At 68.6% G+C, this 26,812-nt stretch carries 28 protein-coding genes; 14 read left to right on the top strand and 14 right to left on the bottom strand.

The window, feature by feature from the left end:
* Positions 1-103: 103 nt before the first annotated feature.
* The 5 genes from truA to AC5FRV_RS18125 all read left to right on the top strand — a co-directional run bounded on the left by truA (position 104) and on the right by AC5FRV_RS18125 (position 7,345).
* Positions 104-898 carry a tRNA pseudouridine(38-40) synthase TruA gene (gene truA / locus AC5FRV_RS18145; protein WP_493562496.1) on the top strand — a complete coding sequence of 265 codons (795 nt, stop codon included), beginning with the start codon at positions 104-106 and terminating at the stop codon, positions 896-898.
* Between the two features lie 97 nt (positions 899-995).
* Positions 996-2,786, top strand: coding sequence for an oligoendopeptidase F (gene pepF, locus AC5FRV_RS18140; RefSeq protein ID WP_493562495.1), 1,791 nt, complete (start codon positions 996-998; stop codon positions 2,784-2,786).
* 83 nt (positions 2,787-2,869) lie between these two features.
* Positions 2,870-5,092 (top strand): outer membrane protein assembly factor BamB family protein, encoded by a 2,223-nt coding sequence (locus AC5FRV_RS18135; protein WP_493562494.1) that lies wholly within the window; start codon positions 2,870-2,872, stop codon positions 5,090-5,092.
* Between the two features lie 123 nt (positions 5,093-5,215).
* Positions 5,216-6,436 (top strand): proteasome-activating nucleotidase Pan2, encoded by a 1,221-nt coding sequence (gene pan2 / locus AC5FRV_RS18130; RefSeq protein WP_493562493.1) that lies wholly within the window; start codon positions 5,216-5,218, stop codon positions 6,434-6,436.
* Positions 6,437-6,691: 255 nt separating this feature from the next.
* Positions 6,692-7,345 carry a hypothetical protein gene (locus AC5FRV_RS18125; protein WP_493562492.1) on the top strand — a complete coding sequence of 218 codons (654 nt, stop codon included), beginning with the start codon at positions 6,692-6,694 and terminating at the stop codon, positions 7,343-7,345.
* Between the two features lie 54 nt (positions 7,346-7,399).
* Here the strand turns inward: AC5FRV_RS18125 and AC5FRV_RS18120 are convergent, their stop codons facing one another.
* Together AC5FRV_RS18120 and AC5FRV_RS18115 are read right to left on the bottom strand one after the other, a co-directional pair.
* Complete coding sequence (locus AC5FRV_RS18120; protein WP_493562491.1) at positions 7,400-8,002, bottom strand: hypothetical protein; 603 nt, start codon at positions 8,000-8,002, stop codon at positions 7,400-7,402.
* Positions 8,003-8,048: 46 nt separating this feature from the next.
* A complete protein-coding gene (locus AC5FRV_RS18115) occupies positions 8,049-9,140 on the bottom strand; it encodes a DUF7345 domain-containing protein (RefSeq protein ID WP_493562490.1) in 1,092 nt (363 codons plus the stop codon).
* Between the two features lie 212 nt (positions 9,141-9,352).
* Between AC5FRV_RS18115 and AC5FRV_RS18110 the strand changes: the two genes are divergently transcribed.
* Positions 9,353-9,862, top strand: coding sequence for a pyruvoyl-dependent arginine decarboxylase (locus tag AC5FRV_RS18110; protein WP_493562489.1), 510 nt, complete (start codon positions 9,353-9,355; stop codon positions 9,860-9,862).
* Positions 9,863-10,309: 447 nt separating this feature from the next.
* Positions 10,310-10,660 (top strand): DUF5811 family protein, encoded by a 351-nt coding sequence (locus tag AC5FRV_RS18105; RefSeq protein WP_493562488.1) that lies wholly within the window; start codon positions 10,310-10,312, stop codon positions 10,658-10,660.
* Positions 10,661-10,689: 29 nt separating this feature from the next.
* Here the strand turns inward: AC5FRV_RS18105 and AC5FRV_RS18100 are convergent, their stop codons facing one another.
* Positions 10,690-10,878, bottom strand: a complete 189-nt coding sequence (locus tag AC5FRV_RS18100; RefSeq protein ID WP_493562487.1) for a DUF8015 family protein — start codon at positions 10,876-10,878, stop codon at positions 10,690-10,692.
* A gap of 169 nt (positions 10,879-11,047) precedes the next feature.
* On the opposite strand from AC5FRV_RS18100, the gene AC5FRV_RS18095 reads away from it, so the two are divergent.
* Positions 11,048-11,416, top strand: a complete 369-nt coding sequence (locus tag AC5FRV_RS18095; RefSeq protein ID WP_493562486.1) for a hypothetical protein — start codon at positions 11,048-11,050, stop codon at positions 11,414-11,416.
* Between the two features lie 39 nt (positions 11,417-11,455).
* Here AC5FRV_RS18095 and infB read toward each other — a convergent pair whose 3' ends face one another.
* Positions 11,456-13,270, bottom strand: coding sequence for a translation initiation factor IF-2 (gene infB / locus AC5FRV_RS18090; protein ID WP_493562485.1), 1,815 nt, complete (start codon positions 13,268-13,270; stop codon positions 11,456-11,458).
* A gap of 125 nt (positions 13,271-13,395) precedes the next feature.
* Positions 13,396-14,628, bottom strand: a complete 1,233-nt coding sequence (locus AC5FRV_RS18085) for an MFS transporter (RefSeq protein WP_493562484.1) — start codon at positions 14,626-14,628, stop codon at positions 13,396-13,398.
* Between the two features lie 144 nt (positions 14,629-14,772).
* Here AC5FRV_RS18085 and AC5FRV_RS18080 point away from each other — a divergent pair, with 144 nt between their 5' ends.
* From AC5FRV_RS18080 to AC5FRV_RS18070, 3 genes are all read left to right on the top strand, one after another.
* Entirely contained in the window at positions 14,773-15,012 is a 240-nt protein-coding gene (locus AC5FRV_RS18080; RefSeq protein ID WP_493562483.1) for a PRC-barrel domain-containing protein, read from the top strand.
* The gene (locus AC5FRV_RS18075) at positions 15,013-15,471 is read left to right on the top strand and encodes an NOB1 family endonuclease (protein ID WP_493562482.1); all 459 of its coding nucleotides are present in this window, start codon (positions 15,013-15,015) and stop codon (positions 15,469-15,471) included.
* A gap of 79 nt (positions 15,472-15,550) precedes the next feature.
* Complete coding sequence (locus AC5FRV_RS18070) at positions 15,551-15,916, top strand: DUF8000 family membrane protein (RefSeq protein WP_493562481.1); 366 nt, start codon at positions 15,551-15,553, stop codon at positions 15,914-15,916.
* A gap of 26 nt (positions 15,917-15,942) precedes the next feature.
* Here AC5FRV_RS18070 and AC5FRV_RS18065 read toward each other — a convergent pair whose 3' ends face one another.
* The 3 genes from AC5FRV_RS18065 to AC5FRV_RS18055 form a co-directional block, all read right to left on the bottom strand.
* Entirely contained in the window at positions 15,943-16,089 is a 147-nt protein-coding gene (locus AC5FRV_RS18065) for a CopG family transcriptional regulator (protein ID WP_493562480.1), read from the bottom strand.
* A 67-nt stretch (positions 16,090-16,156) separates the two neighbouring features.
* Entirely contained in the window at positions 16,157-16,945 is a 789-nt protein-coding gene (locus AC5FRV_RS18060; protein WP_493562479.1) for a CPBP family intramembrane glutamic endopeptidase, read from the bottom strand.
* A gap of 46 nt (positions 16,946-16,991) precedes the next feature.
* The gene (locus tag AC5FRV_RS18055) at positions 16,992-18,290 is read right to left on the bottom strand and encodes a phosphoglucose isomerase-related protein (RefSeq protein ID WP_493562478.1); all 1,299 of its coding nucleotides are present in this window, start codon (positions 18,288-18,290) and stop codon (positions 16,992-16,994) included.
* Between the two features lie 105 nt (positions 18,291-18,395).
* Between AC5FRV_RS18055 and AC5FRV_RS18050 the strand changes: the two genes are divergently transcribed.
* Both AC5FRV_RS18050 and cofG read left to right on the top strand, forming a co-directional pair.
* Positions 18,396-19,058, top strand: coding sequence for a DUF8056 family protein (locus AC5FRV_RS18050; RefSeq protein ID WP_493562477.1), 663 nt, complete (start codon positions 18,396-18,398; stop codon positions 19,056-19,058).
* 73 nt (positions 19,059-19,131) lie between these two features.
* The gene (gene cofG / locus AC5FRV_RS18045; protein WP_493562476.1) at positions 19,132-20,241 is read left to right on the top strand and encodes a 7,8-didemethyl-8-hydroxy-5-deazariboflavin synthase subunit CofG; all 1,110 of its coding nucleotides are present in this window, start codon (positions 19,132-19,134) and stop codon (positions 20,239-20,241) included.
* Positions 20,242-20,263: 22 nt separating this feature from the next.
* Here cofG and AC5FRV_RS18040 read toward each other — a convergent pair whose 3' ends face one another.
* The 6 genes from AC5FRV_RS18040 to AC5FRV_RS18015 all read right to left on the bottom strand — a co-directional run bounded on the left by AC5FRV_RS18040 (position 20,264) and on the right by AC5FRV_RS18015 (position 25,604).
* Positions 20,264-20,947 carry an MFS transporter gene (locus AC5FRV_RS18040; protein WP_493562475.1) on the bottom strand — a complete coding sequence of 228 codons (684 nt, stop codon included), beginning with the start codon at positions 20,945-20,947 and terminating at the stop codon, positions 20,264-20,266.
* 144 nt (positions 20,948-21,091) lie between these two features.
* Positions 21,092-21,763 carry an MFS transporter gene (locus AC5FRV_RS18035; RefSeq protein ID WP_493562474.1) on the bottom strand — a complete coding sequence of 224 codons (672 nt, stop codon included), beginning with the start codon at positions 21,761-21,763 and terminating at the stop codon, positions 21,092-21,094.
* A 79-nt stretch (positions 21,764-21,842) separates the two neighbouring features.
* Complete coding sequence (locus AC5FRV_RS18030) at positions 21,843-22,238, bottom strand: hypothetical protein (RefSeq protein WP_493562473.1); 396 nt, start codon at positions 22,236-22,238, stop codon at positions 21,843-21,845.
* A 30-nt stretch (positions 22,239-22,268) separates the two neighbouring features.
* Positions 22,269-23,630, bottom strand: coding sequence for a 7,8-didemethyl-8-hydroxy-5-deazariboflavin synthase subunit CofH (cofH, locus tag AC5FRV_RS18025; protein WP_493562472.1), 1,362 nt, complete (start codon positions 23,628-23,630; stop codon positions 22,269-22,271).
* A gap of 63 nt (positions 23,631-23,693) precedes the next feature.
* Positions 23,694-24,425: a right-handed parallel beta-helix repeat-containing protein gene (locus AC5FRV_RS18020; protein WP_493562471.1), complete on the bottom strand. Its 732-nt coding sequence runs from the start codon at positions 24,423-24,425 to the stop codon at positions 23,694-23,696.
* A 147-nt stretch (positions 24,426-24,572) separates the two neighbouring features.
* On the bottom strand, positions 24,573-25,604 hold the full coding sequence (locus AC5FRV_RS18015) for a sodium:calcium antiporter (protein ID WP_493562470.1): 1,032 nt from the start codon (positions 25,602-25,604) through the stop codon (positions 24,573-24,575).
* 117 nt (positions 25,605-25,721) lie between these two features.
* Here AC5FRV_RS18015 and AC5FRV_RS18010 point away from each other — a divergent pair, with 117 nt between their 5' ends.
* Positions 25,722-26,801 (top strand): phosphoribosylaminoimidazolesuccinocarboxamide synthase, encoded by a 1,080-nt coding sequence (locus AC5FRV_RS18010; RefSeq protein ID WP_493562469.1) that lies wholly within the window; start codon positions 25,722-25,724, stop codon positions 26,799-26,801.
* Positions 26,802-26,812: the final 11 nt, after the last annotated feature.

Here is a 26,812-nt window from a genome sequence, read left to right as displayed (position 1 = left end):
ACCCCAGACGCCGTTCCGGGAAACTGGGAATCCGGTCGGCGGTGGTCCGACGGGCTCGCCCGGAGCCGTGCGCGCTAAGTGTCTCCCCCGGCGACGAGAGAGCATGCGCGCCTATCGCGTCGCCTACGACGGCCGGCCCTACTACGGCTTCCAGCGCCAGCCGGACGTCCCCACCGTCGAGGACGTGCTGTTCGACGCGCTCGGTCGCCTCGGTGCCGTCGACGGCGACGAACCGCCGGCCTACGCGGCGGCGGGTCGGACCGACGCCGGCGTCTCGGCGCTCGCTCAGACCGTCGCCTTCGACGCCCCCGAGTGGCTCACGCCTGCGGCGTTCAACAGCGAACTCCCCGCCGACGTGCGCGTCTGGGCGAGCGCGACCGTCTCCGATTCCTTCCACGCGACCCACGACGCACTCGAGCGCGAGTACCTGTATCACCTGTACGCGCCTGACGCCGAGGACGCGCTGGCCGAGGAGGCCGTCGCTGCGCTCGCCGGCGAGCACGACTTCCACAACCTGACGCCCGACGAGCGGGGGACCGTCCGGACGCTGGAGACGAGCGTCGAGCGCGACGGCGACTTTCTGGTCCTTCGCCTGCGCGCCGGCGGATTCGCGCGACACATGGTCCGTCGCGTCGTCGGGCTGGTCGACGAGGTAGGCAGCGACGCGGCCGCGCCGGAGCGCGTCCAGCGAGTGCTCTCGAACGAATCGCTCTCCGGGCCGGCCGGCGTTCCGACCGCACCAGCCCCACCGCTCGTGCTGTGGGACGTGGTCTACGACGTCGACTTCGCGGTCGACGCGGAGGCTGCAGCGAGCGCGCGGTCGGTGTTCTCGGAACGCCGCGTCGAGCACGCGACGAACGCGCGCGTGGCCGGATCGATTCTGGACGGACTGGACTAGCGGTGTGGGGACGGAACCGACGCTGTGGTCGCGGGCTCGCGTCCCCCGAGACGACTGCCAGGAAAGGCTTAGGAGGGGACCGACCCAAGCCCGGGTAATGAGTTCGGTGCCCGAACGGTCGGAGATCGCAGCGGAGCACAAGTGGGACCTGGAGTCCCTGTTCGCCGACGACGAGGCGTGGGAGGCGGCCTACGAGTCGGCCGAGGAACTCGTCGCGGACCTGGAGAGTTACGAAGGGCGGGCGACCGACGACGCCGCCACGCTCCTCGCGACGCTGGAGACCTACGAGGAGCTGATGCGGACCGTCGCCAACGTCGCCTCCTACGCCCGGATGCGCAAGGACGAGGACACGACGCGGGACAGATACCAGGCCCTGACGGCTCGCTCCCAGTCACTCTCGTCGGATGCGTCGAGCGCGGCGAGCTTCCTCGAACCGGCCCTCCAGGAACTGGCGTGGGACGACGTCGAGGCGATGATGGACGAGGAGTCCGCACTCGCCGAGTACGAGCACTACTTCGACGACGTGCTCCGGATGAAGGAACACACCCGCTCGGCCGAAATCGAGAACCTGCTCGCGGAACTGGGCGAGGTCACGGGCGCGCCCGGCGAGGTGTACAACATGCTCGCCAACGCGGACATGGCGTTCCCGACTGTCGACGATCCGGACGGTGAGCCTCAGCCAATTACCCTGAACAACTTCACGACGCTGCAGAAGAACCCGGACCGGGAGTTCCGACAGCGGGTGTACGAGACGTTCTACGACGAGTGGGAGACGGTGCGCAACGCGGTCGGGGCGGCCTACAAGAACAGCGTCAAGACGGACGTGAAGATGGCCCAGGCGCGCGACTACGACACGGCGCGCGAGGCCGCCCTCGACGGGCCGAACGTCCCCGTCGAGGTGTACGACAACCTCGTCGAGACGGTCAACGACAACCTCGACAAACTGCATCGTCACGCCGAGCTGAAACGCGACGCAATCGGGGCGGACGAACTGCAGATGTGGGACCTGTACGTCCCGGTCGTCCAGGAGGAGTCGCCCGAACTCGAGTACGAGCAGGCCTGCGAATTCGTCGTCGACGCGATGGCGCCGCTGGGGGAGGCGTACCAGGACCGCGTCGCCGACGGACTCGAATCACGGTGGGTCGACGTCTACGAGACCGCCAACAAGCAGTCCGGCGCGTACTCCGGGGGCACCTACGACTCCCAGCCGTTCATCCTCATGAACTACCAGGACGACGTCGAGTCGATGTACACGCTGGCCCACGAACTCGGCCACTCGCTGCACTCGGAGTACACCAGCGACCACCAGCCCTACGTCTACTCGGGTTACGAGATATTCGTGGCCGAGGTGGCCTCCACGGTCAACGAGACACTGCTGACCCACCACCTGCTCGAGACGGTCGAGGACGAGCGACTGCGACGACACGTCCTCAACGAGTACCTCGAACGGTTCCGCTCGACCCTCTATCGCCAGACGATGTTCGCCGAGTTCGAACACCGGACCCACGAGATGGACGAGGCCGGCGAGCCCCTGACGCCGGACCGGCTCGACGACCTGTACCGCGACCTCAAGGGCACGTACTACGAACCGGCCGCCGTCGACGACCGTATCGCCCGCGAGTGGATGCGCATCCCGCACTTCTACCGCGCGTTCTACGTCTACCAGTACGCCACCGGCATCTCCGCCGCCGTCGCGCTGGTCGACGGCATCCTGGAGGAGGGCGAGCCCGCCGCCGAGCGCTACGTCGACTTCCTCTCCAACGGATCCAGGGAGTACCCGCTCGAACTCCTGCGGGGCGCTGGCGTCGACATGGCCTCGCCCGAGCCCGTCGAGCGCGCGGTGTCGACGTACGGTGACTACCTGGACGAACTGTCAGCGCTGGTCTGAGGGCGGTGTCGCCAGCTTAGATACCAGCTAAACGATCCTTATCTGCTGCATAGGATTGTCTCCGGACCGATTCCGGACGGACAATGTCGAAGCATCCTCGCTCGCGACGGACGGTCCTCCAGGCGCTCGGCGTCGTCGGTTCGGGCGCGCTCGGTCTCGGCGCCCTTACGAGCGCGTCCCGCGGCTCCGGCGAAACGGAGTCCGACTCCGCGACGACTGATCCCTCCGGCTGGGGTTCGTACCAGTTCGACCCAGCTAACACGGGATACAATCCCGGCGGGGCCGGGCTGGCGGACCCGATGTACTCGTGGCGAACCGGACTCGACCGGGACGCGAGCGGCCCCGTCATCGGTAGCGAGTGCGTGTTCACGGTTCAGTCCGGGGCGACGGTCACGGCGCTCGACCGCGACACCGGTGCCGTCAGCTGGGCCGAGACGGTCGACGGCGAGGTCGACCGCAACAGAGACGAAACGGCACTCGCGCTGGCTAACGGGACGCTCGTCGCGGCCCTCGGGAACTGCGTATACGCGTTCGACGCGACCGACGGCACGGTCCAGTGGTCCCACCACCTCGACGCCGAACTGTCGACGCCGACGGTCGCCGACGGAACCGTCTTCCTGGCGATGGCGAACGGGGCGTTCCTGGCGTTCGACGTCGAGACCGGCGACGAGCAGTGGCGCTTCGCGGACGACGTCGCGTCGATATCGATGGCGAACGATTCGCGGAAGGCTCCCGCGGTCGCCCCGGACGGGTCGGCCGTCTACGTCACCGACGGCGAGTTCCTGTACTCGCTCGACCCGGCCGCCGGCACCGAACGCTGGCGTGTCGCCGCGTCGCCGTACGCGGCTCCCGTCGCCGCGGACGCCGTCTACGTGACGGCTCACGACGCCGTCCGTGCGTTCTCGCCCGCCGATGGCACTCTCGTCTGGGAGCGAACGTTCGACGAGAACGTCGACACGGCACCGGTCCTCGCGGACGGTCGCCTGTTCGTCCAGCACTACCCCCGGGGCGTTCGCGCGCTCGACGCGGGCACGGGGGAGACGCTGTGGACGGTCGATCTGGCGATCGCCGACCGACGTTCCACACTCGTCGCCGACGGCGAACACCTCTACGTGCCGCTGCAGTCGGTCGTGGAGAACGGGGCGGGCGTCCTCGACGAGGTCGCGGCCCTCGACCCGGCCGACGGCTCCGAACGCTGGCGTTTCTCCCGTCGCTATATCGACACCGTCGGTTCGGAACCGGTCCGCACCGTATCGGCGGGAGACGCGCTGTACGCCGTCGTCGACGACGACGACGTCTACCGGATCGACGAGCGCCCGGACGGGGTCCGCTGGCGGGCCGAGGTCGGCGACGAACCGGACCGGGTGGCCGTCGCGGGGGACGGCGTCGTCTACGCCGCCTCGACGTCGGGCGACGACGGCGCCCTGGCCGCACTCGAACCCGCAACGGGCGCGACCCGCTGGGAGATCAGCGACGACGACCTCGTCGGCCGGCCGGTCGCGAACGACGAGTACTGCTTTCACGCGTCGTTCTCCCTCCTCGCCCGCGATCCGTCGGACGGCTCCGTCGCGTGGCGGGCGAGCACTCCCGGCGAGGCGCGGACCGGTCTCTGCCTGCACGACGGGACCCTCTACTTCGGCTGGGGTGACGGTGGCGGCGCTATCTACGCCGTCGATGCCGCCGACGGGAGTGAGCAGTGGGCCGTCGGTGCCGGCCGTTGTGCGCCGTCTATCGACGTCGGGGGAGCGACGCCCGCCGTCGCCGGCGACGTGGTGGTCGCCGAGGTCGACGACGGCCTGCACGGGTACGACGCCGCCGACGGCTCCGAACGCTGGTCGGTGGACCAGCGGGTGTACGCGCTCGCCGGCGGATCGGACCACGCCGTCGCGTCCTGGCGGAACGCCGTGCGGGCCGTCGACCAGGAGGGGACGACGGTGTGGACGCGCGATCTGTCGAACAACGTCACGGGGCTCGAAGTGATCGCTGACGCGGGATCGGATGGCGTCGTGGTCGCCCGAACCGTCGGGTCCCCGGCGAGCCACTACCGGGCCCTGTCGCTGGCCGACGGCTCGCCGCTGTGGGAGTTCTCGGCCGACGAGGGCCCCATCTCGATGCCGACGATCTCGGACGGCACGGCGTACGCCGCGACTGCAGGCGGGCGCCTCCACGGGTTCGACCCGGAAACCGGTGAACTCCGGCAGTCCTACGACGCGTACCACGGCCTCCACGACAGGCCGGCCGTCGTCGACGGCACCGTCGCGGCCCCTAGCGACGAGGGGTTCGTCTACGGGTTCGAGACGCTGTAGCCGGCCGGCCGCCGGCCGCGTCGCCCAGCTCCCCGACGGCCCGATAGCGACGGCTTCGACAGACGGCGAACCCTGGCGCACCCAAAGGCACTTTGTAGTTCCATGCCGTACGACCGATATCCGATGTCGCGCAGCCCTTCGCTTCCCGACAGACCCCGGCTGGACCTGGACCCGGAAATGACCCCCGACGAGCGCCTCGAGGCGCTCCGGGAGCACTTCGTCAAGCTCTCGACGGTCCACCGTGAACTGGAATCGCAACTCGAGGCCGCCCGCGGCCGACAGGCCGACCTGACCGACGACGTCGACCAGCTCGAACGCGAAAACGAGATGCTCAAGACGTCGTCGCTGTACATCGCCACGGCCGAGGAGGTTACCGAGGACGGCGTCATCGTCAAACAGCACGGCAACAACCAGGAGGTGCTGACCGAAGTCGCCCCCTCCATCCGCGAGAACCTCGACGCTGGCGACCGGGTCGCCATCAACGACTCCTTCAGCGTCAAGCAGATCCTCGAAGCCGAGACGGACGCCCGCGCCCAGGCGATGGAGGTCACCGGCTCGCCCGAAGTCACCTACGATGACATCGGCGGCCTCGAAGAGCAGATCCGCGAGGTCCGCGAGGCCGTCGAGGAGCCGCTAATCAACGCCGACCAGTTCCGCGAGGTCGGCATCGAACCGCCGAGCGGCGTCCTGCTCCACGGGCCGCCGGGGACCGGGAAGACGATGCTCGCGAAGGCCGTCGCCAACGAGACCGACGCGACGTTCATCAAGATGGCCGGCTCCGAACTCGTGCGGAAGTTCATCGGCGAGGGCTCGCGACTGGTTCGTGACCTGTTCGAACTCGCCTCCGAGCGGGAACCGGCCGTCATCTTCATCGACGAGATCGACGCCATCGCCGCCAAGCGGACCGAATCCAAGACCTCTGGCGACGCCGAGGTCCAGCGGACGATGATGCAACTCCTCTCGGAGATGGACGGCTTCGACGAGCGCGGCGAGATACGCATCATCGCCGCCACCAACCGCTTCGACATGCTCGACCGGGCCATCCTGCGGCCCGGCCGCTTCGACCGCCTCATCGAGGTGCCCAACCCGGCGTTCGACGGCCGCCAGCGCATCCTGGAGATTCACACCCAGGAGATGAACCTCGCCGACGACGTGGACCTGGCCCCGATCGCACAGCAGACCGACGGCCTCTCGGGGGCCGAAATCGCCTCCGTCGCCACGGAGGCGGGGATGTTCGCCATTCGTGACGAGCGAACCGAGGTCCGAAAGGTCGACTTCGACGACGCGCTCGAGAAGATCGAATCGGAGACGGAGGACGGCAGCCTCCCGGTCGCGTTCGCCTGATCCGGTCCCGAACGACTGTTTTCGATGCCGAACTGCGCTAAATTCGGGTGCTGGGCCGGTCGAGTACCCAGTGACGGGCACTCGTAATCGGTGCGACACGCGTTCGAAATCGCGGGCTATCGCGGCTCCGTCTGGCGGTAAGGCCCCCCTTGTTCGGTTGAATCGGCCTTGATCGGGTCGAACTCACCCCGATTCTCGCCAACGGAACTGAACGATATTCGGCCTTGACACAGTGTCCGGTCCCGGTGTCTGGTGATGTCACACAACGACCAGGCCGCCGACGCGGGACGCGCGACCGGCGGCGTCGACGGACAGCCCTCCACGGACAGCCCGGCCGGACCCGGCGAGGCCGACGTCGCCGGGACCGACGCCGACGCGGCCCGCGGCCACCCGAAGCCGAACAGGCTCGTCCTCGAGGCCCGTTCCGAGCGGGCCATCGTCAGGGTCGAGGTCGGCGGCGAGATCGGATCGGACTGCCTGCTGGGCGACTCGGAGCCATCGTACGACGACGTCGCCATCTGTCGGCTGGACGGCGAGGGCGAGCGCGAGGGCTACCGCTTCTCCGGCCCGATGGTGGACCTCGAAGTGGTCGAGGGTGAGGTCGCGGTCGAACTCGACTTCCGGCGGGACGGTCCGGGCGAACGCGAGGGGCCGACGCGGCTCTCCGTTCACGCCCAGGGTCCGGCGGTCGACTACGAGCTCGCCGTCTCCGGCGCCGTCGAGTCCATCTCCGGGGGGACCCCGGCCGACCCGGACGGGAACCTGGTCGACGCCGTGACGGGGCGCGTGACCGGGAGCAGCGTCGACGAGTACCTGTTCAGCGGTGAGGTGACGGCGTTCGAGACGGCGACCGACAACGTGGTGGTGCTGCTCGACGGCCAGGTCGTTGATCCGGCCGACCTCGGGTGAGGCCTGCGAGCGCGTTTTCTGCGCGTGACAGGTGCGGTCTCTCCGCCGAATTCGTCAGAAGGGGAACCGGTCGTCCGTCGTCGGCTCCGCTCGGGCCGTGGCGTTTCGGACCGCGACGACTCGTCGCTCCAGGGACGTCAGCCGTCGGGCGTCGACGTCGTGGCTGCGACGCACCGACCGGGGAAGCCGGTCGGTCGCGTTCCGCGTCGCGTTGAGACGGTCCTGCAGCGACGCCGTGTGGTTCTCCAGCGTCGCGCGCTCGCTCGCGTCGAGTTCGTCGAGAGTCCTGTTCGCGACCGGTTCGGTCCCGTTGGTCCCCCAGCACCGTTCGACCGTGGAGACGTTCGCCTCGATGCGCCGGACCTCCTCGGCGATCACCCTGGCCCGTTCCCGGGTCGAGGTGGCGTTGTCGAGGCGCGCCTCGAACCCGTCCTCGTCGAGTTCGTTGCCGATCTCGTCGCGCTGGTCGCCGATGGCGTCGGCGAGCAGCCCGCCGGGGCCGGTGGTGGCGTTGTGGGCGTCGCTCTGGTTCTCGAGTACCTCGGTACACGATACGTCCTGGGCCGACGCGGTCGGGACGAAGAGGACGAGCCCGACCGCGGCTGCCAGGAGGAGGAGAGCGATCGGTCGCGCGTCGGACGTGGAGTCGTCGGTCATCGTATCGAAAGTCGGGCGTGGCGTTGTCGCGTCGTACGGTGCGGACTCATGTCCTGGATCCCTGGCCGTCGAACGAGTCTGCGAGCGACAGGACGTTCTCGCGTCCCATCCGGAAGCTCCGGATCCACTGCTCCTCGCGGAGGTTGGAGACGACGTAGCTGGTCTTGGCCTCGGTCCAGCCGAGTTCGTTGGCGACCTCCTGCTGCTTGACGCGACCGCCGCGTTCCTCCAGCAGGCGGACGACGCGTTCCTCGTTGCTCAGGAGTTCCGCGTCGTCGCTCCCGTTGCCGTCGTCGAGCAGTCGCGCCAGGGAGGGGGCTGGGGGCGTTCCGACGCGGCCCCGGAGGGCCCAGGCGCCCGCGGCGAGCGCGACGACGCCGACCGCTGCGGCGACGGGGACGGGGCTCGTGCCGGCCAGTGGCTGCTGGCTGAGGGTGAGCTGTGGCCCGCCCGCCCCGAACGTCGTCGGGCCGCGCCAGACGACGGTCCGCTTGCGCTGTGCGTCCGGCGTCGGTTCGACCGCGTCGAGTTCGTATCCCTCGGGCCAGGTGACCACGAGGCGCTCGCCGCCGCTGAGGAAGAACCCCTCGAGGGCGTCGCCGGCGCGGAGCTCCCCGTCCTCCCCGTCCTCGCCGGTCGCGAACCCGTCCCACCGGAAGCTGTAGACGACGACCCCGTACTCGCGGGGGATCCGCCGGACCGTCGTTCGGACGTCGAACTCCGTCGCGGCCATCTCTCGACCCGTCGCCGACTCGGCGGCCGCGACGGTCCCCCGGATCCGGTCGTGGAACCCGCCGCTGGCGTTTCGAGCGTCCGACTCGAGGTTCCGCTGGAGGCGCGAGAACGCCGTCCTGTCGTCACGGTTCTCGAGTCGCGTCCGGTACTCGATCTCCCAGCCTGCCGTCCCGTTCTCGTAGAGGTCGACCGAGAGGATGACGCCGTCGGTGCCCGTCGGCGTCGTCTCGTTGCTGGCTGGCGGCGATCCGGTGTCGGTCCCTTCGACCTGCTGGGCCGGCAGGTGCTGGTCGGGTGCGACCGCCTGTGCGTACGGCACGGCCTGGACGCTCGTCGCCAGTGGCACCACGGCCACGCAGAGGATCAGCGCCGTGGTCAGGAGTCCGGGACGTGGCCGTTGCATCCGTAGGGGTACGTAACGACAGTCTGCGCAAAATGGGTTGTTACGGTAAGGCCTCGTTTGCATCCGGGGTTGTTGCCGGGAAGCAACATCCGGGCAGACGGCCGCCGCAACTGACCCACGCGGTCGCTCTCGCTGATCCCGGCGCTCTCGACGAGAGACCGGCGACGCCCGGAAGCGAAACGCCTTACCCCGCAGGTCGTTCAGATCCGATAATGAGTCTCATCAGGGTCGTCTGGGGCGCAGGCGAGGGTCCCACGGAGCTGTCGGCCTTCGATACGGCACTGGCCGACGCCGGCGTCCACAACTACAACCTCGTGACGCTGTCGTCGGTCATCCCCGCCGGTCCCGACATCGAGGTGGTCGGGACTGCCCCGGATCTGGGCCCCGTCGGCGACGAACTCCACGTCGTCGAGTCTTCCGCCGTCGCCGCGCCGGGCGAGTCCGTCGCGGCGGGCGTCGGCTGGGCCCGAAGCGAGTCGGGACGTGGCATCTTCTACGAGGTCGACGGCGACGACCCCGAATCGGTGGAGTCCGAGATCAGCGAGGGCCTCGCTGCCGGCCGGGAACTCCGGGACTGGGCCTTCGTCGACGAGCAGGTCGTCGTCGAGTCCGCGACGGCGACCGACGAGTACGCGAGTGCAGTGGTTTGTGCGGTGTATGGGGAGGGCCGGTCGGCGCTGAGCGAAGCGAAGCGCCGACGAACGAGCGAGCGGGAGCGCTAGCGACACGCGAGCCGGCCGGTCCTGAGCAAAGCGGAGGACCGGCTTACGAGCGAACGGGGAACGGAGTGACCCGTGAGCAGGCCGGCGCTGAGCGAAGCGAAGCGCCGACGAACGAGCGAGCGGGAGCGCTAGCGACACGCGAGCAGGCCGGCGCCGACCGAAGGGAGGGGCCGGCGAACGAGCGAGCGGGAGCGCTAGCGACACGCGAGCAGGCCGGCGCCGACCGAAGGGAGGGGCCGGCTTACGGGGGAACGGGGAACGAAGTGACCCGTGGGCCGGCCGGCGCTGACAGAGCGGCGCGACGCGCCGCGGTCGCTCGAACGGCGCAGCCGTGAAAGCGAAGCGAAGCGCCAACGAACGAGCGAACGGCGATAGCCGCGAATGGGCTGCAACTGCGAGCACCGCCGGGCTTTTAAGCGCCGTCGCCGAAGAGGAGTCGAACCCTTCATGTATGGAAACTCTCCCCTCGGCGCAGAGCCCGAAACCGTCTCCCTGACGGCCGAGCAGCGGCAGTTGCTTCGGCAGGACCTCTCGACGATGGCGGCGCGCATGCGTGACGTGCTGCCCGCCGAGTTCGTCGTCGGCTCGGAGATCACGAACGACGACGCGGGCGTCCGCGCGACGATCGCGGTCCAGCCGCCGATGGGCGCGGTCGTGAGCGCGAACTTCACGCCCGAGTCTGACGACGCCCGCATCGACGACGACGAACTGGACGACCTGGTCCACGGACTCGCGGCCTCGGCGGCGCTCCAGGTCAAGAACGCGATGGGCGGCGACGCGCCGGCAGTCGCACAGTAACGGCGGTTTCTCTCTCCTCTCTGCGGTCGCTACGTTTCGTTCGGCGGGTCGTAGAACAGCGCGTAGCCGATGGTACCGCCGGCGGGGACGCTCCCCGCGCCGAGCGCGACGGCGAACTGGACGGAGTAGAAGAGTCCGACCAGCGTCGCGAGCACCATCGGGAGGGCGACGGCGGCCAGCACGACGTCCGCCGTCGCGATGGGGACGGAGGGGAACATGCTACCTCAACGGACGGGCGTTTTCTAATTAAATGTTATTACCGGCAGCGATCGCACCACTTCACGCGACCGCGACCCGCCGCCCGCTCTCTCCGGTGAGCGCGTCGAGACGACATTGGTTCGTTGGCCCGAGGGAAGAATTATACCCTGTTGCCTCCAGTTGGTTTCCATGCGTTCGAACACAGCACCGCTCGGCGTCACGATCATCAGCGCCGCTGCGATCCTCGACGCGTTGCTGGCCATCGTCACCGGCCTCGCCGTCTCCGTCTCGGGGTTGCTCGGACTGGTACTCGGCCCCTTCGTCATCTTCCTCGGCGTCGTTCAGCTGTTTACCGCGATCGGACTGATAAAACTCTACTCGTGGGCCTGGACGATCGCGATGGTCGTCCTCGGGCTCGGTCTCGTGGTCGACCTGTTCAACGTGAACGTCGTCGGCATCGCCATCTCGGTCGTGGTTCTGGGCTATCTCTACACGAAACGGGACCTCTACCGGAGCAGCGACCGGACGGTCGGACCGGCACACGGCCTCCACGACTAGTCCGTGCGTCGGCCTGTGACAGCGACAGCGAACCGGCCGTTACTTGCCCCAGAAGGGGTCGCGGTTGCGCTGTTTCTCGAGGTAGAGGCCGAGCGCCTCGCGCTCGTCGCCGGGGATGTCCTCCTTGAGCTCCTGTTCGAGGATCTTGGCGTGTTTCTCTGGGAGTTCGGTCCACAGTTCGTCGCCCTCCTCGATCTGTCGGCCGACGGTGGGGCCGTCGATGGAGACGGCGACGCGGTCGCCCATCCGGGCCTCGTCGACGTCCTCGCCCTCGTCCTGGATGGACTTCATCCGGCCGACGCGCTCCGGTTCGGCGTCCTCGAACAGCGCGACGTTGGAGTTGCGGGTGACGGTCCCGGAGAGGACCTCCACGCCGACGACGGCGGGGTCGGACTGGCGGAACGTGTGGTCGGGGAGTATCTGGAAGCGAGCGGGCCGGGTGATGTTGTCGAGGATCTGGTCCTGCTGGGCCGTCTCGATGGCCTCGACGTGGTCCTCGTAGTCCTCGATCAGCTGGTAGATGACGTCGTTCTCGAAGAGGTTGACGTCCTCCTGGTCGGCAAGATCGCGAGCGTCGTCCAGCACGTCGACGCCGAAGGCGAGGATGGTCCGGTTGGTCGGTTCGTTGGCGGTCCCGGCGACGCGGACGTCGCGCGGGGCGACGTCGCCGACTTCCGCGCGAACGATCGGTATCTCGTGTTCCTCGAGCGTGCCCGAGAGCGCTTCGAGTGACCCGAGCGTGTCGGCCTTGACGACGAGGCCCTCCTCCGCGGTGGAGACGGCGATGTCGGCCAGTTCCGCCTCGACGGCCTCGACGACCTCGTCGACGTCCTGGTCGCGGACGACGCGAACGGGCGCGCCGGCCATCGCGGCGTCGAGGTCCGGCGCGGCGATCTTCACGCCGTCGGCGGCGGCGACCTCTTCGACGCGCTCGAACTCCTGCTCGGTCCGGATCTCGGCGAGCGGTTTGGGTTTGAGCAGGGCGCGCACGTCCGTGACGATGGGGCCGTTGAGACCCCCGACGACGATCTGGTCGTCCTCGCGGACGGTGCCGTCGTAGACGACTGCGTCGACGGTGGTGCCGAACCCGCGGGCCTCCTTGACTTCGAGCACCGTGCCGACGCCGGGGCCGCCGACGTCGACGGACATCTCCTCTTTGAGGTAGCGCTGGGAGAGGCCCATGAGGACCGTCAAAAGGTCGGGAACGCCCTCGCCGGTCTCGGCGGAGACGGGGACGACGCCGACGTTGGCCTGGAAGTTCTGGACGCGCCAGTACATGTCCGCGGAGAAGCCGTTGTCGGAGAGTTCGCCGATGATCTCGTAGAGTTTCTCGTCCAGGTCCGAACTCGCCCGATCGGACTGTTTCTCCTTGGTCACCTGGATCGGTTCGTCCGGGTTCGGGTTCCACCCGGGGACGGTGTCGACCTTGTTCGCGGCGACGATGAAGGGCGTCGCGGTGCGCTTGAGGATGTCCACCGCTTCGAGGGTCTGGGGCTGGAACCCGTCGTTGACGTCGACGACGAGGATGGCGATGTCCGCCAGCGCGCCGCCACGCGAGCGCAACGTCGAGAACGAGTGGTGACCCGGCGTGTCGATAAAGAGCAGGCCGGGGAGGTCGAAGTCCGTCGGGTCGACCAGGTCCCCCGCCATCGTCGAGATGACGTCCAGGGGGACCGCGGTCGAGCCGATGTGCTGGGTGATAGCGCCGGACTCGCCGGCGGTCACTGCGGAGCCGCGGATCTTGTCGAGCAGGCTGGTCTTGCCGTGGTCGACGTGCCCGAGAACCGCGACGATGGGGGTACGAAGGGCGCCCGCGTCCGGTCCGTCGTCGGAGTCTGCGTCTGTTTCTGCCATAGAAGTCACCGTCCAGAAGTTGTCAGAAAGAAGCCGGTGGTGCCGGATAAGTGCATCGTAATGGCCGCCGCCGGAGGGCGGGCCGGTTCTCGCCGCCACGCCCTCGGCGGTGTTCGATCCGGCCCTCACTCGGTGAACGTCGCCGTCCGGGCGAGGTCGAGGCGCAGGAACGCGGGCAGGGCCACGACCACGATGCCGGCTTCCAGCAGTCCCGCGGTGGCGAACGCCGCGCCGTAGCCGAAGGTATCGGTGACGACGCTCCCGACGACGAAGCCCGCGAGGAAGCCGAGGTTGCCGAAGACGTTGAACCCGCCCATGGCGACGCCGCGGTCGGTCTCACCGGACAGATCCGACACCAGCGCCATCGTCGCCGGCGAGATGAGCGCACCCAGCACGCCCAGTAGCACCATCGTCGCGCCAGCGAGCCACACCGTCGGCGCGAGGTACACCGCGACGACGGCGCCGCCGTAGCATATCGAGCCGACCGCAACCGGAACCTGTCGACCGACCCTGTCCGAGAGGATACCGAAGGGGTACTGGAGGAGAGCGAAGGGGACGAAGAAGAGCCCGAGCATGATCCCCGCGCCGGCCGCGTCGAGTTCGAAGACGTCCCTGAAATAGACCGTCCCGACGAGCGCGAAGAAGCCGGCGGTGAGCCGGTCCATGAAGCCGAAGGCGTAGGGGAACCCCAGCGCCGGCGTCTCGCGGAGGCGACGGACGGCGCTCCGGAGGCCGACCCGCTTCCCGGTCGGCGCCCGGTCGACGAGGAGGAGGGCGAGCAGGCCGGCAAGTAGCAGCGCGCCGCTGGCGACCCACAGCGGGACGAACGGGCCGATCTCGGTGAGGGCGCCGCCGACCGGCGCGCCCGAGGCGGTCCCGAGGCCGATGGCGATGCCCGCCGCGCCCATGTTCTGGCCGTTCCCTCCCTCGAGATCCATCAGCATCGTCATCGCCAGCGAGAACGCGCTGATCGTCGCGATGCCCTGGAGGAACCGGACGACGATCACCGACTCGAAGGTCGCACCGGGCGTCCCGCCGAGGACGACGAGGGCGGCGTAGCCGGCCGACCCGCCCACCGCGCCGGCGACGATGAACGGGACGCGCCGCCCGGTCCGGTCGCTGACGACGCCCCACAGGCCCGCGAAGAGGACGAACGCGGCGAACTCCGACCCCAGGAACCACGTGCTCGCGTCGAGGTCCCCCACCGCGCCCAGTGCGGCGACTAAGTCGGTGACACCGGGATAGAGCAGCACCTGCGCGAACAGCACGACGAAGATAGTGAGCGCCAGGATGGCCCGATCACGCTGGACCGACGTCACGTCGGGCGTGGACCTGCGTAGCGCGCCGACGGTAGCCATGTAGCGACCCTAGCGGCTCCTCCGAATTAGAGCCGTCGTTATCGAGGCGTTCTCGGAGCGTTCCCACGCCGTGCTTCCCTCTCACCGCTGACGTCTGTCAGACAGCCCGTGGCGTTTATATTCACGCACTCGGAAAGAGTCGGTATGCCAGAGATCCTCGCCGAGAATCTCTCGGGGAAAGACGTCATGGGCACTGACGGTGCCGAGCTGGGTAGCCTGTACAACATCACGATGGACCTCAAGTCCGGCGCGCTCCACGACCTGGTGATCGACGCCAACGAGTCGGTGGGCGAGACCGGCTTCGACCGCGACGAGACCGGACGGATCCTCGTCCCCGTCAACCGGGTCCAGGCGGTCAAGGACCACATGATCATCAAGCGCTAGATGTACGTTCTCGATTCGTCCGCGTTTATCAACGAGTATCACACCGACGAGCCCATCGCTTCCATCCCGCTCGTCCGCGAGGAACTCGAAGACGAGAGCGCGTTCCGCTTCGACGCGCTGGAGGGCTCGGGCATGCACATGCACATCCCCGAACCCGAGACCGTCGAGCGCGTCGAGCGGGCCGCCCGGGAGACCGGCGACCTGGCGACGCTCTCCGACACCGACGTTCGTCTCGTGGCCGCATCCTTCGAACTCGACGCTCGCCTCGTCACCGACGACTACGCGATGCAGAACGTCGCCGAGAAGCTGAACGTCTCCGTCGAGGTCATCGCACAGGAGGGCATCGACGAGCAGCGCGACTGGCGCTTCCAGTGTGCGGGCTGCGGCCGCGAGTTCGACGAGAACCACGACCGCTGTCCGGTGTGTGGCAGCGACCTCTCGCGGAAGAACCCGGCGTAGGGTACGGACCGACGGTCACTCGCGTCACAGTCGCCCGCGACCGGCTAGCTTCTTGTCAGTGGGCCGACTACCGTCGACCATGTCCCGGACGATTTCGGTCTCCGGCGTGCCGAAGCGGGTGTTTCGGTTCCTGGTCGCCGCGTTCGCCGTATGCTCCGGGCTGGTCTTCGGCGGGCAGGCGCTCCTGGTGGCGCTCGATGCGGTCGGGATCGCCGTCGCGTACCCCGACGGGTTCGTGGGGCTCGCCATCTTCGGCGTGCTGTGGGTCGGCCTGTCTGGCCTGTGGCTCTGGCGGTCGCGCGGCTGGGAGGGGAGCGGTTCTATGTGGGGGCCGATACCCACGGAACAGTACGCTGGCCGGTTCGCCGAGCTGGGCGGTATCGCGCGTTACGACTGGGAGAAAGCCATCGAACGGTTACCGGACGACGAGAACTCGGAGCGATAGCGAAGTGGACGGCTCGCCTGGGTGCGCTACTGGGCCTCCTCTTCCAGCGACTCCAGGCCGAGGTCGATCAGCTGTTTGACGACCTCCTCCTCGGTGATGCCGTACCGGTGGGCGAGGCGCGATACCGCCTGGGCTTGATCCTCGTCGCACGCGACGGCGAACCGGGTTGGCATGGGAATTCAGGTATGCGATTTCGTGTTATAAAAACCCGTCAGACCGCTGTCTGACGCCAGCGACGGGTCAGAACGGGAGCGAAGCGCCGGTCGCGTTGGCCCACTGGTTCGCGAAAATCGCGGCGTTCCAGAGGCCGTGGATGGCCACGGGGACGGCGATGTTCTCCGTGTACTCGTAGATGGCGCCGAGGACGATACCCATCGCGCCAGCGACGAAGACGTACGTCCAGGCGTTCCCGCTGGCGATGGCGAGGTAGTGACCCAGGCCGAACAGGAGGCTGGCCAGCAGTATCGCCGGGACGACGCCGACGGCCCGCCGGAGCAGTCCCTGGACGACGCCGCGGAAGACGAGTTCCTCGCCCGGGCCGACGAGCAGGATAGCGACCGGAATCATGTAGAGGAACGTCGTCGGGTTCCGCTGGCCGGTCTCGATGACCTCGTTCGTCGCGAACTGCGCGTCGACGCCGAACGCCGAATCCAGTACGGCGATGATCGCCGAGACGAGCGCGGAAGTCACCGTCGCCGCGATAGCGAGGGCGAGCAGGCCGGCGACGACGAACGCCACGTCCCGGAGCGTCGGTCGGCGGACGTGCAGGACGTCCCACTCCTCGCGAATCGAGAGGAAGCCGACGGCGGCGACGATGAACCCGACGAAGGTGCTCGCGCTGAGGACCGTGTAGAGGCCGGGCTGGCCCTGAATCGCTTCGGGCGATTGCACGCCCAGCGCCAGGGCCACGACGGACTGGAAGATGACCGCCAGCAGGAAGGCGCCGGAGATGACGGCCACCGCGCCGAACAGACTCACCACCAGCAAGCGCTCGTCGACCCGGTCGACGGCAGCACCAGTAGATTCCATGCGAAGCTACGGCACCGTTCGGGACCGAGAGCCAAGATTGCACCGGTTACTCGACGACGAGTTCGGTCTTGTCCTCGACGGCGGTCGTCCGGTCGGTCTCCTCGTCCTGGAGCAGGTCGCGGGCGGTCTCTTTCCCCCACTCGACGGCCGGCTGGGTGAACGTGTCGACGCCGGCCAGTTCGCCGGCCACGATACACGCGGCGCACATTCCATACAGCAGTTCCCCGAGGCTGTGGGCGTCCAGCCGGTCGATCTCGATGCGGACGTTGGGGCGACCGGCTTCGGCCAGGCTCGCCTCTGTCGCCTGGAGTTCGGCGTCGAGCAACTCCCCGAGGTCGGTCCCGGCGAGATACGCCAGGGCTTCGGCGTCGGGCTCGGGCACCTCGACCGCGGGCCGTTCGCGCGGCGTGACGAAGCTCACCATCGTGTTCCGCCGGCCGGCCCGGTAGAGCTGGAGCTGGGAGTGCTGGTCGGTGGCGCCGAGGGCGCGTGCGGGGGTCTGGCCCCTGCCGTCCTTGCCGAGGCTCTCGGCCCACAGCTGGGCGAACCACTCGGCGAACGGCTCCAGCCGCTCGGCGTAGGGCATGAACGCGTTGACGGTCGCGCCGCGGGCCTCCAGCGCATAGGAGACGGCGCCGTAGGCGTAGCCCGGGCAGTCGAACAGCGACGGCCCCAGACTCTCAGCGGCCTCCGCGGCCCCATCGAGGACCGCCTCCACGTCGCAGCCGAGGATCGCCGCGGGCACGAGCCCGACGGCGGAGAGCGCGGAGAATCGGCCGGGGACGCCCGCCGGAACCGCGAGCGTCGGCAGGTCGTGTTCGGCGGCCAGATCCGCGAGCGGGCCGGACTGCCCGGTCGTGACGACGGTCCGCTCGGTCCAGTCGACGCCGGCCGCCGCCATCGCCTCGCGGACGACGAGGAAGTTCGCGAGGGTCTCCGCCGTCGTCCCGGACTTGGAGACGACGTTGACCGCGACGTCCTCGAAGGAGAGATCCGCGAGCACGCCCTCGATCTCGTCGGGGTCGACGTTGTCGAGGACGACGTGACTGTCGCCGGCGTCGTAGGTGAGCGCGGTGGTGATCGTTCGCGCACCGAGCGCGCTCCCGCCGATGCCGACGGTGACGACGGTCCCGGCGTCGGCGACCGGTTCGACCGCGCGGCGGATGCTTCCGGCGTCGACGAGGTCGGGCAGGTTCAGCGCCGCGTAGCCGAACTCGTTGTCCGCGCGTCCCTCGGCGATGCGCGAGTGGGCGGCTGCGACCTGGTCGTCGATGCCCTCGAGTTCGGACCGCGTGACGCCCGGGTCGGCGACGGACGCCAGCGCGTTTCCGATGTCCACGTACATGGTTCGGTCCTCGACTGGCGCCGATAAAAGTACCCGCCACTTCCGTCGCCCCGCGGGCTGGTGAAACCACCGGGCTTAACCCCGGAGCGGGGTAACCTCCGGCCAATGGCCGACGACTCGACCGACGAGGTCGGTGATTCAGTCGACAGTGACGATGTCGCCGACTCCTTCGCCGCCGCCGTTCCCGGGGACGACGCCGACGGACGTGCGACGTCCGACGACTCGGGCGATTCGGACGACCAGGCCGACGCGTCCGTTTCCGACGACGACTCGTACGCCGGGGTGTTCGGCGCGTTTCCCTACGCCTTCTGGTCGAGCCAGTCGTACCTGTTCAAGAGCTACGCCCTGGTCGGCGGGTTCCTGGCGCTCGCCGTCGCGCTGCTGTTCGGGCTGTCGGTCGTCGTGTTGCTCGGTGCGACGGCCGGCGCCCCCGGCGGGTCGTTCTCCTTCTCGCGGGCCTTCTTCATCTTCGTCGGCCTGACCGTCGTGGCCCCGTTGCTGGCCCCCATTCTGTTCGTCGCCCGCCGGCACCGCCGCGGGGTTTCGACCGCCCGGTACGACGCCACGCTCGCGGCGCTGGGCTACCTGTTCGTGGGGTCGCTGTACGTCGCCGGAATCATCTCGACGCCGGCCGAACAGCAGGAACTCGTCACGGGCGCGTTCGCCCCGCTGGTCGAGTTCCTCTACGGCCTGCCCCGCCTGGCCGGTCTGGTGCCGCCGCTGGCCGTCGCCGTCCTCATCGTGCTGGCCGGTCGGCGGTCCGCGTGAGTGGTCGTCCGCCACCTCCGCGTGCGCTACCGATACTGAACCCTTTTGAGCGAGGCACTCCCAGCCAGTAGCAGTGATACCCGGCGCCGCCGAGTACGACGTGGACCTGACCGTCGACGAGGAGCGTATCGAATGCCTCCTGGCGGTCACGCCCGCGGACGTCGACTCGGCGCCGGAACTCTCCTTCGCGCGGAACGTCTTCGTCCCACTCACGACGGCGTGCCGGTACACCTGCACCTACTGCACGTACTACGACCCGCCCGGACAGGCCGAACTCATGTCGCCCGACGAGGTCCGGAACGTCTGCGCCCGCGGCGCCGACGCAGGGTGTACGGAGGCGCTGTTTACCTTCGGCGACGACCCGGACGATCGCTACACCGCCGTCCACGACCAGTTAGCCGAGTGGGGCCACGACTCTATCCACACCTACCTCCGGGAGGCCTGCGAGATAGCGCTGGACGAGGGCCTCCTCCCCCACGCAAACCCCGGCGACCAGACGCGCGAGCAGATGGCCACCGTCGCCGACGTCAACGCCTCGATGGGCGTGATGCTGGAGACGACGGCGGACGTGCAGGCTCACGGTGGTCCGCGGGCGAAGAACCCCGGCCAGCGGCTCAACACGTTGCGGAACGCCGGCGAGCTCTCCGTGCCGTTCACGACGGGGATTCTGGTCGGCATCGGCGAGGACTGGGCCGACAGGGCGGAGAGCATCCTGGCCATCCGCGAGATGCACGAACGCTACGGCCACATCCAGGAGGTCATCGTCCAGCCCGTCGTCGAGAACGAGCGCTGGCAGGACGGGACGCCCGACCTGGAGACGATGCGGCGCGTGACGGCGATGGCCCGGGTGGGGCTGCCCGACGAGGTCAGTGTCCAGGTCCCGCCGAACCTCGCGCCGGCCCGCGACCTCCTCGACTGCGGCGTCGACGACCTGGGTGGGGTATCGCCCGTCACGGACGACCACATCAACCCCGACTACGCCTGGCCCGCGCTCCGGGAACTGGAGGAGATCGCCGACGAGGCCGGCGTCCCGCTCCGCGAGCGGCTCCCGGTGTACGAGCGGTTCGTGGACGAGAGCGACGAGGAGTGGGTGTCGGACCGGATCCGCGAGGCCATCGACGCCGACGACGTCCACGGCGAGCGCTTCCGGTCGGTGCTCCGGACGGGCGAGAATCCGGCCTGACGACGTCGGTCGCTGCCCGACCTCATCGAACGTCGCCCGTGGCCGACGACTCCGACTCGAACTCTATCGCGACCGGTCGCGCCAGCCGGCGGAGGCCCGCCGCGACTGCGGACCGAGCCCGCGCGAGCGGTCCGCGGTCGGCCTGCTCGTCGTCGTCGGCACGGAGTTCGCCGCCGACGCGCCGGAGGACGCCGCGATCCTGGAGTTCCTCGACGGCCCGGTCGACGTCCTCGCCGTCCGGGTCGAGTGATTCCCGCAGTTCGCGCGGCGTTCGCGGTCGGTCCCGGACGGCCTCGTGAACCCGTCGACCGACGTACTCGCGGTAGACCTCGCGCCCGTCCCGCGCTTTCGAGGGGTCGGCGATCCCTCTGTGACGAAGCACCTGGCCGGCGTCGAGGGTCGTCCACGCCCCGACCAGGAGAAAGGAGACGCCGGCGGACTGGTGGCCGCCTTCGACGGCGACCAGCGCGGCGCCCCCGGCCAGTGACACCACGCCGAGCGCGAGGGACTCGATCTCGTCCCGGAGGTCGTACACCTCGGTGAGGACGCCGGCGGTGCCGACGACGGCACCGGTCGCGAGCGACGTCGTCAGCTGGAGCGGCGAGGACCCGAGCAGCGCGTACAGGACGGTGACGACCACGATCCACCCGACCACCGCTCGCGCGGTCGCTCGCTCTCGAACCGCACCGCGGAGGGTCTCTGCCATCGGACGACGGTTTGGCGTGTCGTCAGATAATCATTTCCGTCGAGCTGCCGCCCGATTTCGATCGACGATGGCCGCACCGGTCGCTACCGGTCGGAGCTTCGGACGGGCGAGAATCCGGCGTAACACGCCGTCCCAACCGACCGTTCAGCCCTGCAACTCCACGGTGACCGGACGCGCCAGGCGGCTGACGCTCCGTCGGACTGCGCGCTGAATCCTGGCGACGGAACCTGGCTCTTCGACTGGCGTCCGACTGGTCCTGAGTTCGCTCCCCTGGCGGGTGAGCACGCGCCGCTCGTCGAGCGTCGCCAGGGCGTCGTCGACGGCCGCCTCGACCAGGTCGAGTTCGTCGCAGAGTTCGCGCTTCGTTCTGGGCCTGTCGCGCAGCGCGTAGTCGACGTTCCGGGCAACGTCGTCGCGAGGGACGCCGGGTCGGTCGGGAGGACCCCTCCCGTCGGCGTACAGACCGTCGTGTCGGACGACCTGGACGGCGTCGAAGAGGAACCAGATGCCGACGACGAACAATCCGACGGCGGCGGCCTGTGGCACCCCGCCGAAGACGAACAGGGTCGCGCCGTAGGTCGTCGCGACCGCGCCGACAGCGAGTGACTTCACTGCCGACCGCAGGTCGTACCGCTCGACCAGCCAACCCGCCAGACCGATAATTACGACAGAGACGCCGATACCGACAGCAGCGTCGATAAACGATAGCGTCGACGTTCGGATTCGCCAGTAGATGAAAGCGACGAGGACGAGATTCTCCAGCAGTGACTCGGGGTCTACCCGGTCCCGAATCGCGTGCTGGAGGACATCTGCCATCGATCGTCGTCTCTCGGTCGTGTCAAATAACCGTTTCCTTCGCGCCGCCTGCCGCACCAGTGACACCTGCGTGGCGGCGCTATCCGGCGTCGTCTGACCAGACGCCTTCGCGGCGGAGTCGTCGAACGCCGTCGTACAGGATCCAGCAGGCGGCAGCGGTGAGGGCAGCGAAGAACAGGAACCGCCACGTTCCTCCTGGCTCGTCGAACATCGCCAGCGAATCGAGGGACAGTACCGCACCGATGCCGGCGAGGCCCACGGTGCCGACGACGAGCGGCTTGATAGCGGAACTGAACCCGTAGACGTCGCGCAGGACGTCGATCGAATCGATACTGAAGAGGAGTGCGACGACGAGTGCGACCTGGACCAGCGCACCGTCGAACATGAGCCAGAATATGCCGGCAACGGTCGCCCAGCCGAGAACGGAACCCAGCATCGTTCGTTCTTGGAGGGCGGCGTGGAGGGGATCGGGCATCGGGAGCCGATTCAGACTCCCGTCAAATAATCATTCCCGTCGCGCCACCAGCGGCGTCCCGTCGGCCTGGGGCCCGAGTTCCGGCCCGAAGGGTGGGTCGTCGGGGTCGATTCGGCGGCGCTGCTCGTAGTCCGTCGAGCGTTCGACGGGCGTCCGGCCGATGGCCGATATCATCTCGACGTACTCCGCGAAGGAGCGGGCCTCGCCGTAGCCCCCGCCCGCGCGCTTGGTAATCTCCTCGGAGAGGATGGTCCCCATGAAGTCGTCGGCGCCGCAGGAGAGCATCTTCAGGCCCTGTTCGTCGCCGTACTTCACCCACGAGGATTGAATGTGGTCGACGTTGTCCAGGAAGAGTCGCGAGACGGCGATCATCAGTTCGTCCTCGGCCGTCGTCGCGCCGCCGGAGACCATGCCGCGCTCGAACAGCGGCGTATCGGGGTGGATGAACGACAGGGGGACGAACTCGGTGATGTTCCCCGTCCGGTCCTGAAGTTCCCGGAGACGTTCGAGGTGCATGACGCGGTGCATCTCGTTCTCGACGTGGCCGTACATGATCGTGGAGGTCATCGGGAGCCCGACGCTGGCGGCCGCTTCCATTGCCTCCAGCCACTCGTCGGTGCGGATCTTCCCGGGACAGATTTCCGCGCGAACCTCGTCGACGAGGATCTCGGCGGCGGTGCCGGGTACCGAATCGAGGCCCGCGTCCTTCAGGCGGCCGTACACCTCCTCGTAGCTCCAGTCGGTGCCGCGGCGGGCGTGGTAGGCCTCTTCGGGCGTCATCGAGTGGAGGTGGACGCCGCCGACGGACATGGCCTCCATCTGCTCGCAGTAGGTGCCCGGGTCGACGTCGTACTCGGCGGGCGGGCGGTAGTTCAGGTCCTCGCGGTCGCTCGCCTCCAGGATTTCGCGGTGTTCGTCGTCCAGCGCGAAGGCGGGGTGGAGCCCCGAGACGGAGGTCACTTCGTAGATGCCCGTCTCCAGGGCGTCCGCGACGATCCGGCGGGACTCCGCTGGCGTCTTGGTGAAGCCTCCGTGATCCTCGTCGTTCGCCGAGCGGAACTGCTCCGAGCGGTCCTTGAAGTTACAGAACAGGCAGCCCGTGTTGCACGCGGTGGTGACGTTGTTGTTCAGGTTCGCGACGAAGGTCACCTCGTCGCCGACCACCTCGGCGCGGCGGCGGTCTGCGGCCTCCAGTACCTGCTCTTTCCGGACGGGGTCGATCCCCTGGTGGTCCGTGCCCGTCGTCAGCAGTTCGACGCCGTCGTCGACCGTCAGGCGCTCGCCGTCGCGGGCCTTCGCCAGCGCGTTCTCGAAAGACTGGTCCGTCTCCGGCCGGTGACGGAAGTCGAACTCGTCGCGGGGGACGTTTGGCGACCGTGAGGCGTCCGACATCTGCCTCTGCCTACGGTGACCACAGTAAAAACGTGCGGGAAGCCGGAAACGACTGGTTTTCCGTCAGTTTCCCCGGGTTGCGGTCTGATTCGTGTTCTGATTCGTGTTCTGATTCGTGTTCTGGATCGACAGGCCGGTGGAGTTGTCCAGGCGGAAGCCGGGCACCGTGTTGTTCGCCATGGTCACGTTGCGGAGCGTCACGCCGTCCGCGTTCTGCACGTACACGCCGACGTACCAGTGCTGGACGGTCACGTTGCTGATGGTGACGTTGGAGACGGTGCCGTTCTCGGTCCCCGGGCGGACGACGATGCCGTTGACGACCGACTCGTTGACGTCGGCCGAGGCGTTCGCACCGTCGGAGACGGTCGCACCGTCTGACGCGTTCGTCGCGTCGACCTGGGATCCCGAGATGTTCAGCGCGCTCGCGTCGCTCCCGTCGACGGTGTAGCCGTTGCCGTCGAGGGTGACGTCGCTGGCTTCGACGGCGATGCAGGCGCTCGCGTTCGCGTCGGCTGCGACGACGCCGGTCTCGGCCGGGAGGGCTGTCTCGTTCGAATCCCCGGACGTGGCGACGACGTCGGTGGATCCGTCGTCGCTGGCGGCGGCCTCGTTCGCCGAGTCGTTCACGCCGATGGACCTGTTCAGTTCGTACGTTCCGGACTCGTCGATGGTCGTACACTCGTCGATCTGCTGGCCCTGTTCTTGTGCGGCGACGGTTCCGACCAGCGCGGGCGCGGCGATCGCGGTCGTGAGCAGGACGGCGACGGCGACGACTGTCGATTTCGCTCGATGCATACCCGGGCATGGGGCCACCGGCCTATTGTTAGCGGGTCCGTTGAGCGAGACGCGCCACAGCCGGGCCGAGTAGGGGGACGAGAACGCTCGCGTGCTGGGGATTGTCCGACCCTAGTGCGGACAAACGAGGGCTTTCCAGGGCCGCTCTCACCCGCCGGCGGGGAGGTAGTCGACGACGCTCGTCGCGGTTTCGAGGACGACCCACGCGACGAAGAGCCCGTAAGCGACAAGCAAGGCGACCGATTCGGCCGTCGAGAGGGCGAGCTCGGTCCGGAGGACGGTGAACAGCAGGACCGTCGCCAGCGTCAGGACGGCGAACATCGGGACGGCGAGCGCGAAGTTGAACGACCACTGGCCGACGATGAGGACGCCGACGGGGATGGCGACGAGCAGGTCGAAGGTGTTCGACCCGAGGACGTTCGCCAGCGAGGCGACGCCGCGGTCGTCGCGGGCGGCCCGGACGCTCACCAGCGCGTCGGGGAGGCTCGTCGCGGCCGCGAGCACGGTCACGCCCATGATGAACTCCGGGACGCCGGCGACCGTCCCGAGCGTCTCCACCGCGCCGACGAGTTCGTGGACGGCCACCAGGATGACGACCAGTCCGGCCAGCAGGAAACCCCACTGCCGACCGACGTCGACCCCCTCGCCGGCGGACGGATCGGCGACGTAGTCGGCCGTGTCCTGGGCCTGGATGAAGAGGTAGAGCCCGTAGAGACCGAGCGGGATCAGCGCCAGTGGGCGGGTGAGCGTCCCGGCGATGTAGTCGACGGTCGTATCGGGGTTGTAGATGACCGCCATCGCGAAGGTGATCACCAGCGCGGAGACGGCGAGCATGTAGAACTGGGCTTCCTTGTACACGAGCGTCCGGTTGGCCTCGATGTCCTCCTCGGTCGAGATGCCGGCGAGCGCCGGGATGACGAGGATGTTGAAGATAGCCGAGCCGACGATGGCGCCGGCACCGAGCCCGAGCGATTCCGTGAGGACCGCGGAGAAGACGACCGTCGCCAGCTCCGGAAAGCTCGACCCGACCGCGGCGACGATGGATCCCTGGACGACCTGCGGGAGGCCGTAGTACCCCGAGAGATCCTCGCTGGCACCCTCTAGCCAGGCGCTCCCGAGCCAGACGGCCCCGGTCGCGACCACGACGATCCCCGCTGCGAAGGCGGTCGATCCAGCCATGGCGTCACACTGGTCAGACCAGCCGAATAGCTGTTTTGGGACGGCGGCCAGTGCGCGCGGACGGAGCGGAACCGCGAGTGAGAAACGTCTTTGGTCCGGGCCCGAGAGCCTTCGCCAATGACCTCTGTGAAGGAGTTCCGCGTGGACGAACCCGCCACCGCCGCCGACCTCGGCCGGGGCGCGTTCGTCTTCACCGACGACTACTCCGTCTTCGACTGGGGGAAGATGCCCGACGAGATTCCCGACAAGGGCGCCTCGCTGTGTACCATGGGCGCGTTCAACTTCGAACTGCTGGAGGACGAGGGAGTCCCCACGCACTACGATGGCGTCGTGGTCGACGGGGAGGCGCCACGCGCCTCCGAACGCGCGAGCGGTGACGAACCGCGAGTCGGCGAGACCGTCTCGCTCGACGCGGCCCTCGACGACGGCGTCGCGCCCCGGGAGATGGCCATCGAACTCACGCAGGTGCCCGACCTCCCCTTCGAGGACGGGAGCTACGCCTACGACGCCTACCACGCCGACGCCGGCGATAACTACCTGGTCCCCCTGGAGATCGTCTTCCGGAACCGGGTCGGCGTCGGCTCCTCGCTACGCTCCCGCACCGACCCCGCCGACCACGGCCTCGACCTCGACGAGTGGCCCGACGAGACCGTCGAACTGGACGACCCCATCGTCGAGTTCTCCACGAAGTACGAGGAGCAGGACCGCTATCTCGACCGAGCGGAGGCCGACCGTATCGCCGGTGTCGCCGACGTCGACGACCTGGAAGCGGTCGCCCGTGAGGTCAACCGCGTCGTCACCGAGCAGGCCGCCGAGGCCGGCCTCGTCCACCAGGACGGCAAGATCGAGTGTCTCAACTACCAGGGCGAGATTCGCGTCGCGGACGTCGTCGGCACCTTCGACGAGAACCGCTTCGCCTACGACGGCCAGCAGGTCTCGAAGGAAGTCGTCCGCCAGTACCACAAGCGGACCCAGCCAGACTGGGTCGCCGCCGTCTCCGAGGCCAAGGAGCGGGCCGACGTCGAGGGCGTCGCAGACTGGAAGTCGCTGTGCGAGCAGTCGCCCGAACCGCTCGATGGGGGCGTGATCCAGGCCGCTCGTGATCTCTACTGTGCCGGAACGAACGCGTACGTCGGCCGTGCGGTGTTCGACGCGCCGTCGCTCGACGACGCCGTCGAGACGGTCGGGGACCTCTGAGTTCGACGGCG

It is taken from the genome of Halomicrobium sp. HArcel3 (assembly GCF_058933135.1).
This window is presented reverse-complemented; position numbering and strand designations above follow the sequence as displayed.

What these genes read in the sequence shown, in the direction of transcription:
- truA (WP_493562496.1), top strand. Translation starts at nt 104, where the DNA reads ATGCGCGCCTATCGCGTCGCCTACGACGGCCGGCCCTACTACGGCTTC.
- pepF (WP_493562495.1), top strand. Translation starts at nt 996, where the DNA reads ATGAGTTCGGTGCCCGAACGGTCGGAGATCGCAGCGGAGCACAAGTGG.
- AC5FRV_RS18135 (WP_493562494.1), top strand. Translation starts at nt 2,870, where the DNA reads ATGTCGAAGCATCCTCGCTCGCGACGGACGGTCCTCCAGGCGCTCGGC.
- pan2 (WP_493562493.1), top strand. Translation starts at nt 5,216, where the DNA reads ATGTCGCGCAGCCCTTCGCTTCCCGACAGACCCCGGCTGGACCTGGAC.
- AC5FRV_RS18125 (WP_493562492.1), top strand. Translation starts at nt 6,692, where the DNA reads ATGTCACACAACGACCAGGCCGCCGACGCGGGACGCGCGACCGGCGGC.
- AC5FRV_RS18120 (WP_493562491.1), bottom strand. Translation starts at nt 8,002, where the DNA reads ATGACCGACGACTCCACGTCCGACGCGCGACCGATCGCTCTCCTCCTC.
- AC5FRV_RS18115 (WP_493562490.1), bottom strand. Translation starts at nt 9,140, where the DNA reads ATGCAACGGCCACGTCCCGGACTCCTGACCACGGCGCTGATCCTCTGC.
- AC5FRV_RS18110 (WP_493562489.1), top strand. Translation starts at nt 9,353, where the DNA reads ATGAGTCTCATCAGGGTCGTCTGGGGCGCAGGCGAGGGTCCCACGGAG.
- AC5FRV_RS18105 (WP_493562488.1), top strand. Translation starts at nt 10,310, where the DNA reads ATGTATGGAAACTCTCCCCTCGGCGCAGAGCCCGAAACCGTCTCCCTG.
- AC5FRV_RS18100 (WP_493562487.1), bottom strand. Translation starts at nt 10,878, where the DNA reads ATGTTCCCCTCCGTCCCCATCGCGACGGCGGACGTCGTGCTGGCCGCC.
- AC5FRV_RS18095 (WP_493562486.1), top strand. Translation starts at nt 11,048, where the DNA reads ATGCGTTCGAACACAGCACCGCTCGGCGTCACGATCATCAGCGCCGCT.
- infB (WP_493562485.1), bottom strand. Translation starts at nt 13,270, where the DNA reads ATGGCAGAAACAGACGCAGACTCCGACGACGGACCGGACGCGGGCGCC.
- AC5FRV_RS18085 (WP_493562484.1), bottom strand. Translation starts at nt 14,628, where the DNA reads ATGGCTACCGTCGGCGCGCTACGCAGGTCCACGCCCGACGTGACGTCG.
- AC5FRV_RS18080 (WP_493562483.1), top strand. Translation starts at nt 14,773, where the DNA reads ATGCCAGAGATCCTCGCCGAGAATCTCTCGGGGAAAGACGTCATGGGC.
- AC5FRV_RS18075 (WP_493562482.1), top strand. Translation starts at nt 15,013, where the DNA reads ATGTACGTTCTCGATTCGTCCGCGTTTATCAACGAGTATCACACCGAC.
- AC5FRV_RS18070 (WP_493562481.1), top strand. Translation starts at nt 15,551, where the DNA reads ATGTCCCGGACGATTTCGGTCTCCGGCGTGCCGAAGCGGGTGTTTCGG.
- AC5FRV_RS18065 (WP_493562480.1), bottom strand. Translation starts at nt 16,089, where the DNA reads ATGCCAACCCGGTTCGCCGTCGCGTGCGACGAGGATCAAGCCCAGGCG.
- AC5FRV_RS18060 (WP_493562479.1), bottom strand. Translation starts at nt 16,945, where the DNA reads ATGGAATCTACTGGTGCTGCCGTCGACCGGGTCGACGAGCGCTTGCTG.
- AC5FRV_RS18055 (WP_493562478.1), bottom strand. Translation starts at nt 18,290, where the DNA reads ATGTACGTGGACATCGGAAACGCGCTGGCGTCCGTCGCCGACCCGGGC.
- AC5FRV_RS18050 (WP_493562477.1), top strand. Translation starts at nt 18,396, where the DNA reads ATGGCCGACGACTCGACCGACGAGGTCGGTGATTCAGTCGACAGTGAC.
- AC5FRV_RS18040 (WP_493562475.1), bottom strand. Translation starts at nt 20,947, where the DNA reads ATGGCAGAGACCCTCCGCGGTGCGGTTCGAGAGCGAGCGACCGCGCGA.
- AC5FRV_RS18035 (WP_493562474.1), bottom strand. Translation starts at nt 21,763, where the DNA reads ATGGCAGATGTCCTCCAGCACGCGATTCGGGACCGGGTAGACCCCGAG.
- AC5FRV_RS18030 (WP_493562473.1), bottom strand. Translation starts at nt 22,238, where the DNA reads ATGCCCGATCCCCTCCACGCCGCCCTCCAAGAACGAACGATGCTGGGT.
- cofH (WP_493562472.1), bottom strand. Translation starts at nt 23,630, where the DNA reads ATGTCGGACGCCTCACGGTCGCCAAACGTCCCCCGCGACGAGTTCGAC.
- AC5FRV_RS18020 (WP_493562471.1), bottom strand. Translation starts at nt 24,425, where the DNA reads ATGCATCGAGCGAAATCGACAGTCGTCGCCGTCGCCGTCCTGCTCACG.
- AC5FRV_RS18015 (WP_493562470.1), bottom strand. Translation starts at nt 25,604, where the DNA reads ATGGCTGGATCGACCGCCTTCGCAGCGGGGATCGTCGTGGTCGCGACC.
- AC5FRV_RS18010 (WP_493562469.1), top strand. Translation starts at nt 25,722, where the DNA reads ATGACCTCTGTGAAGGAGTTCCGCGTGGACGAACCCGCCACCGCCGCC.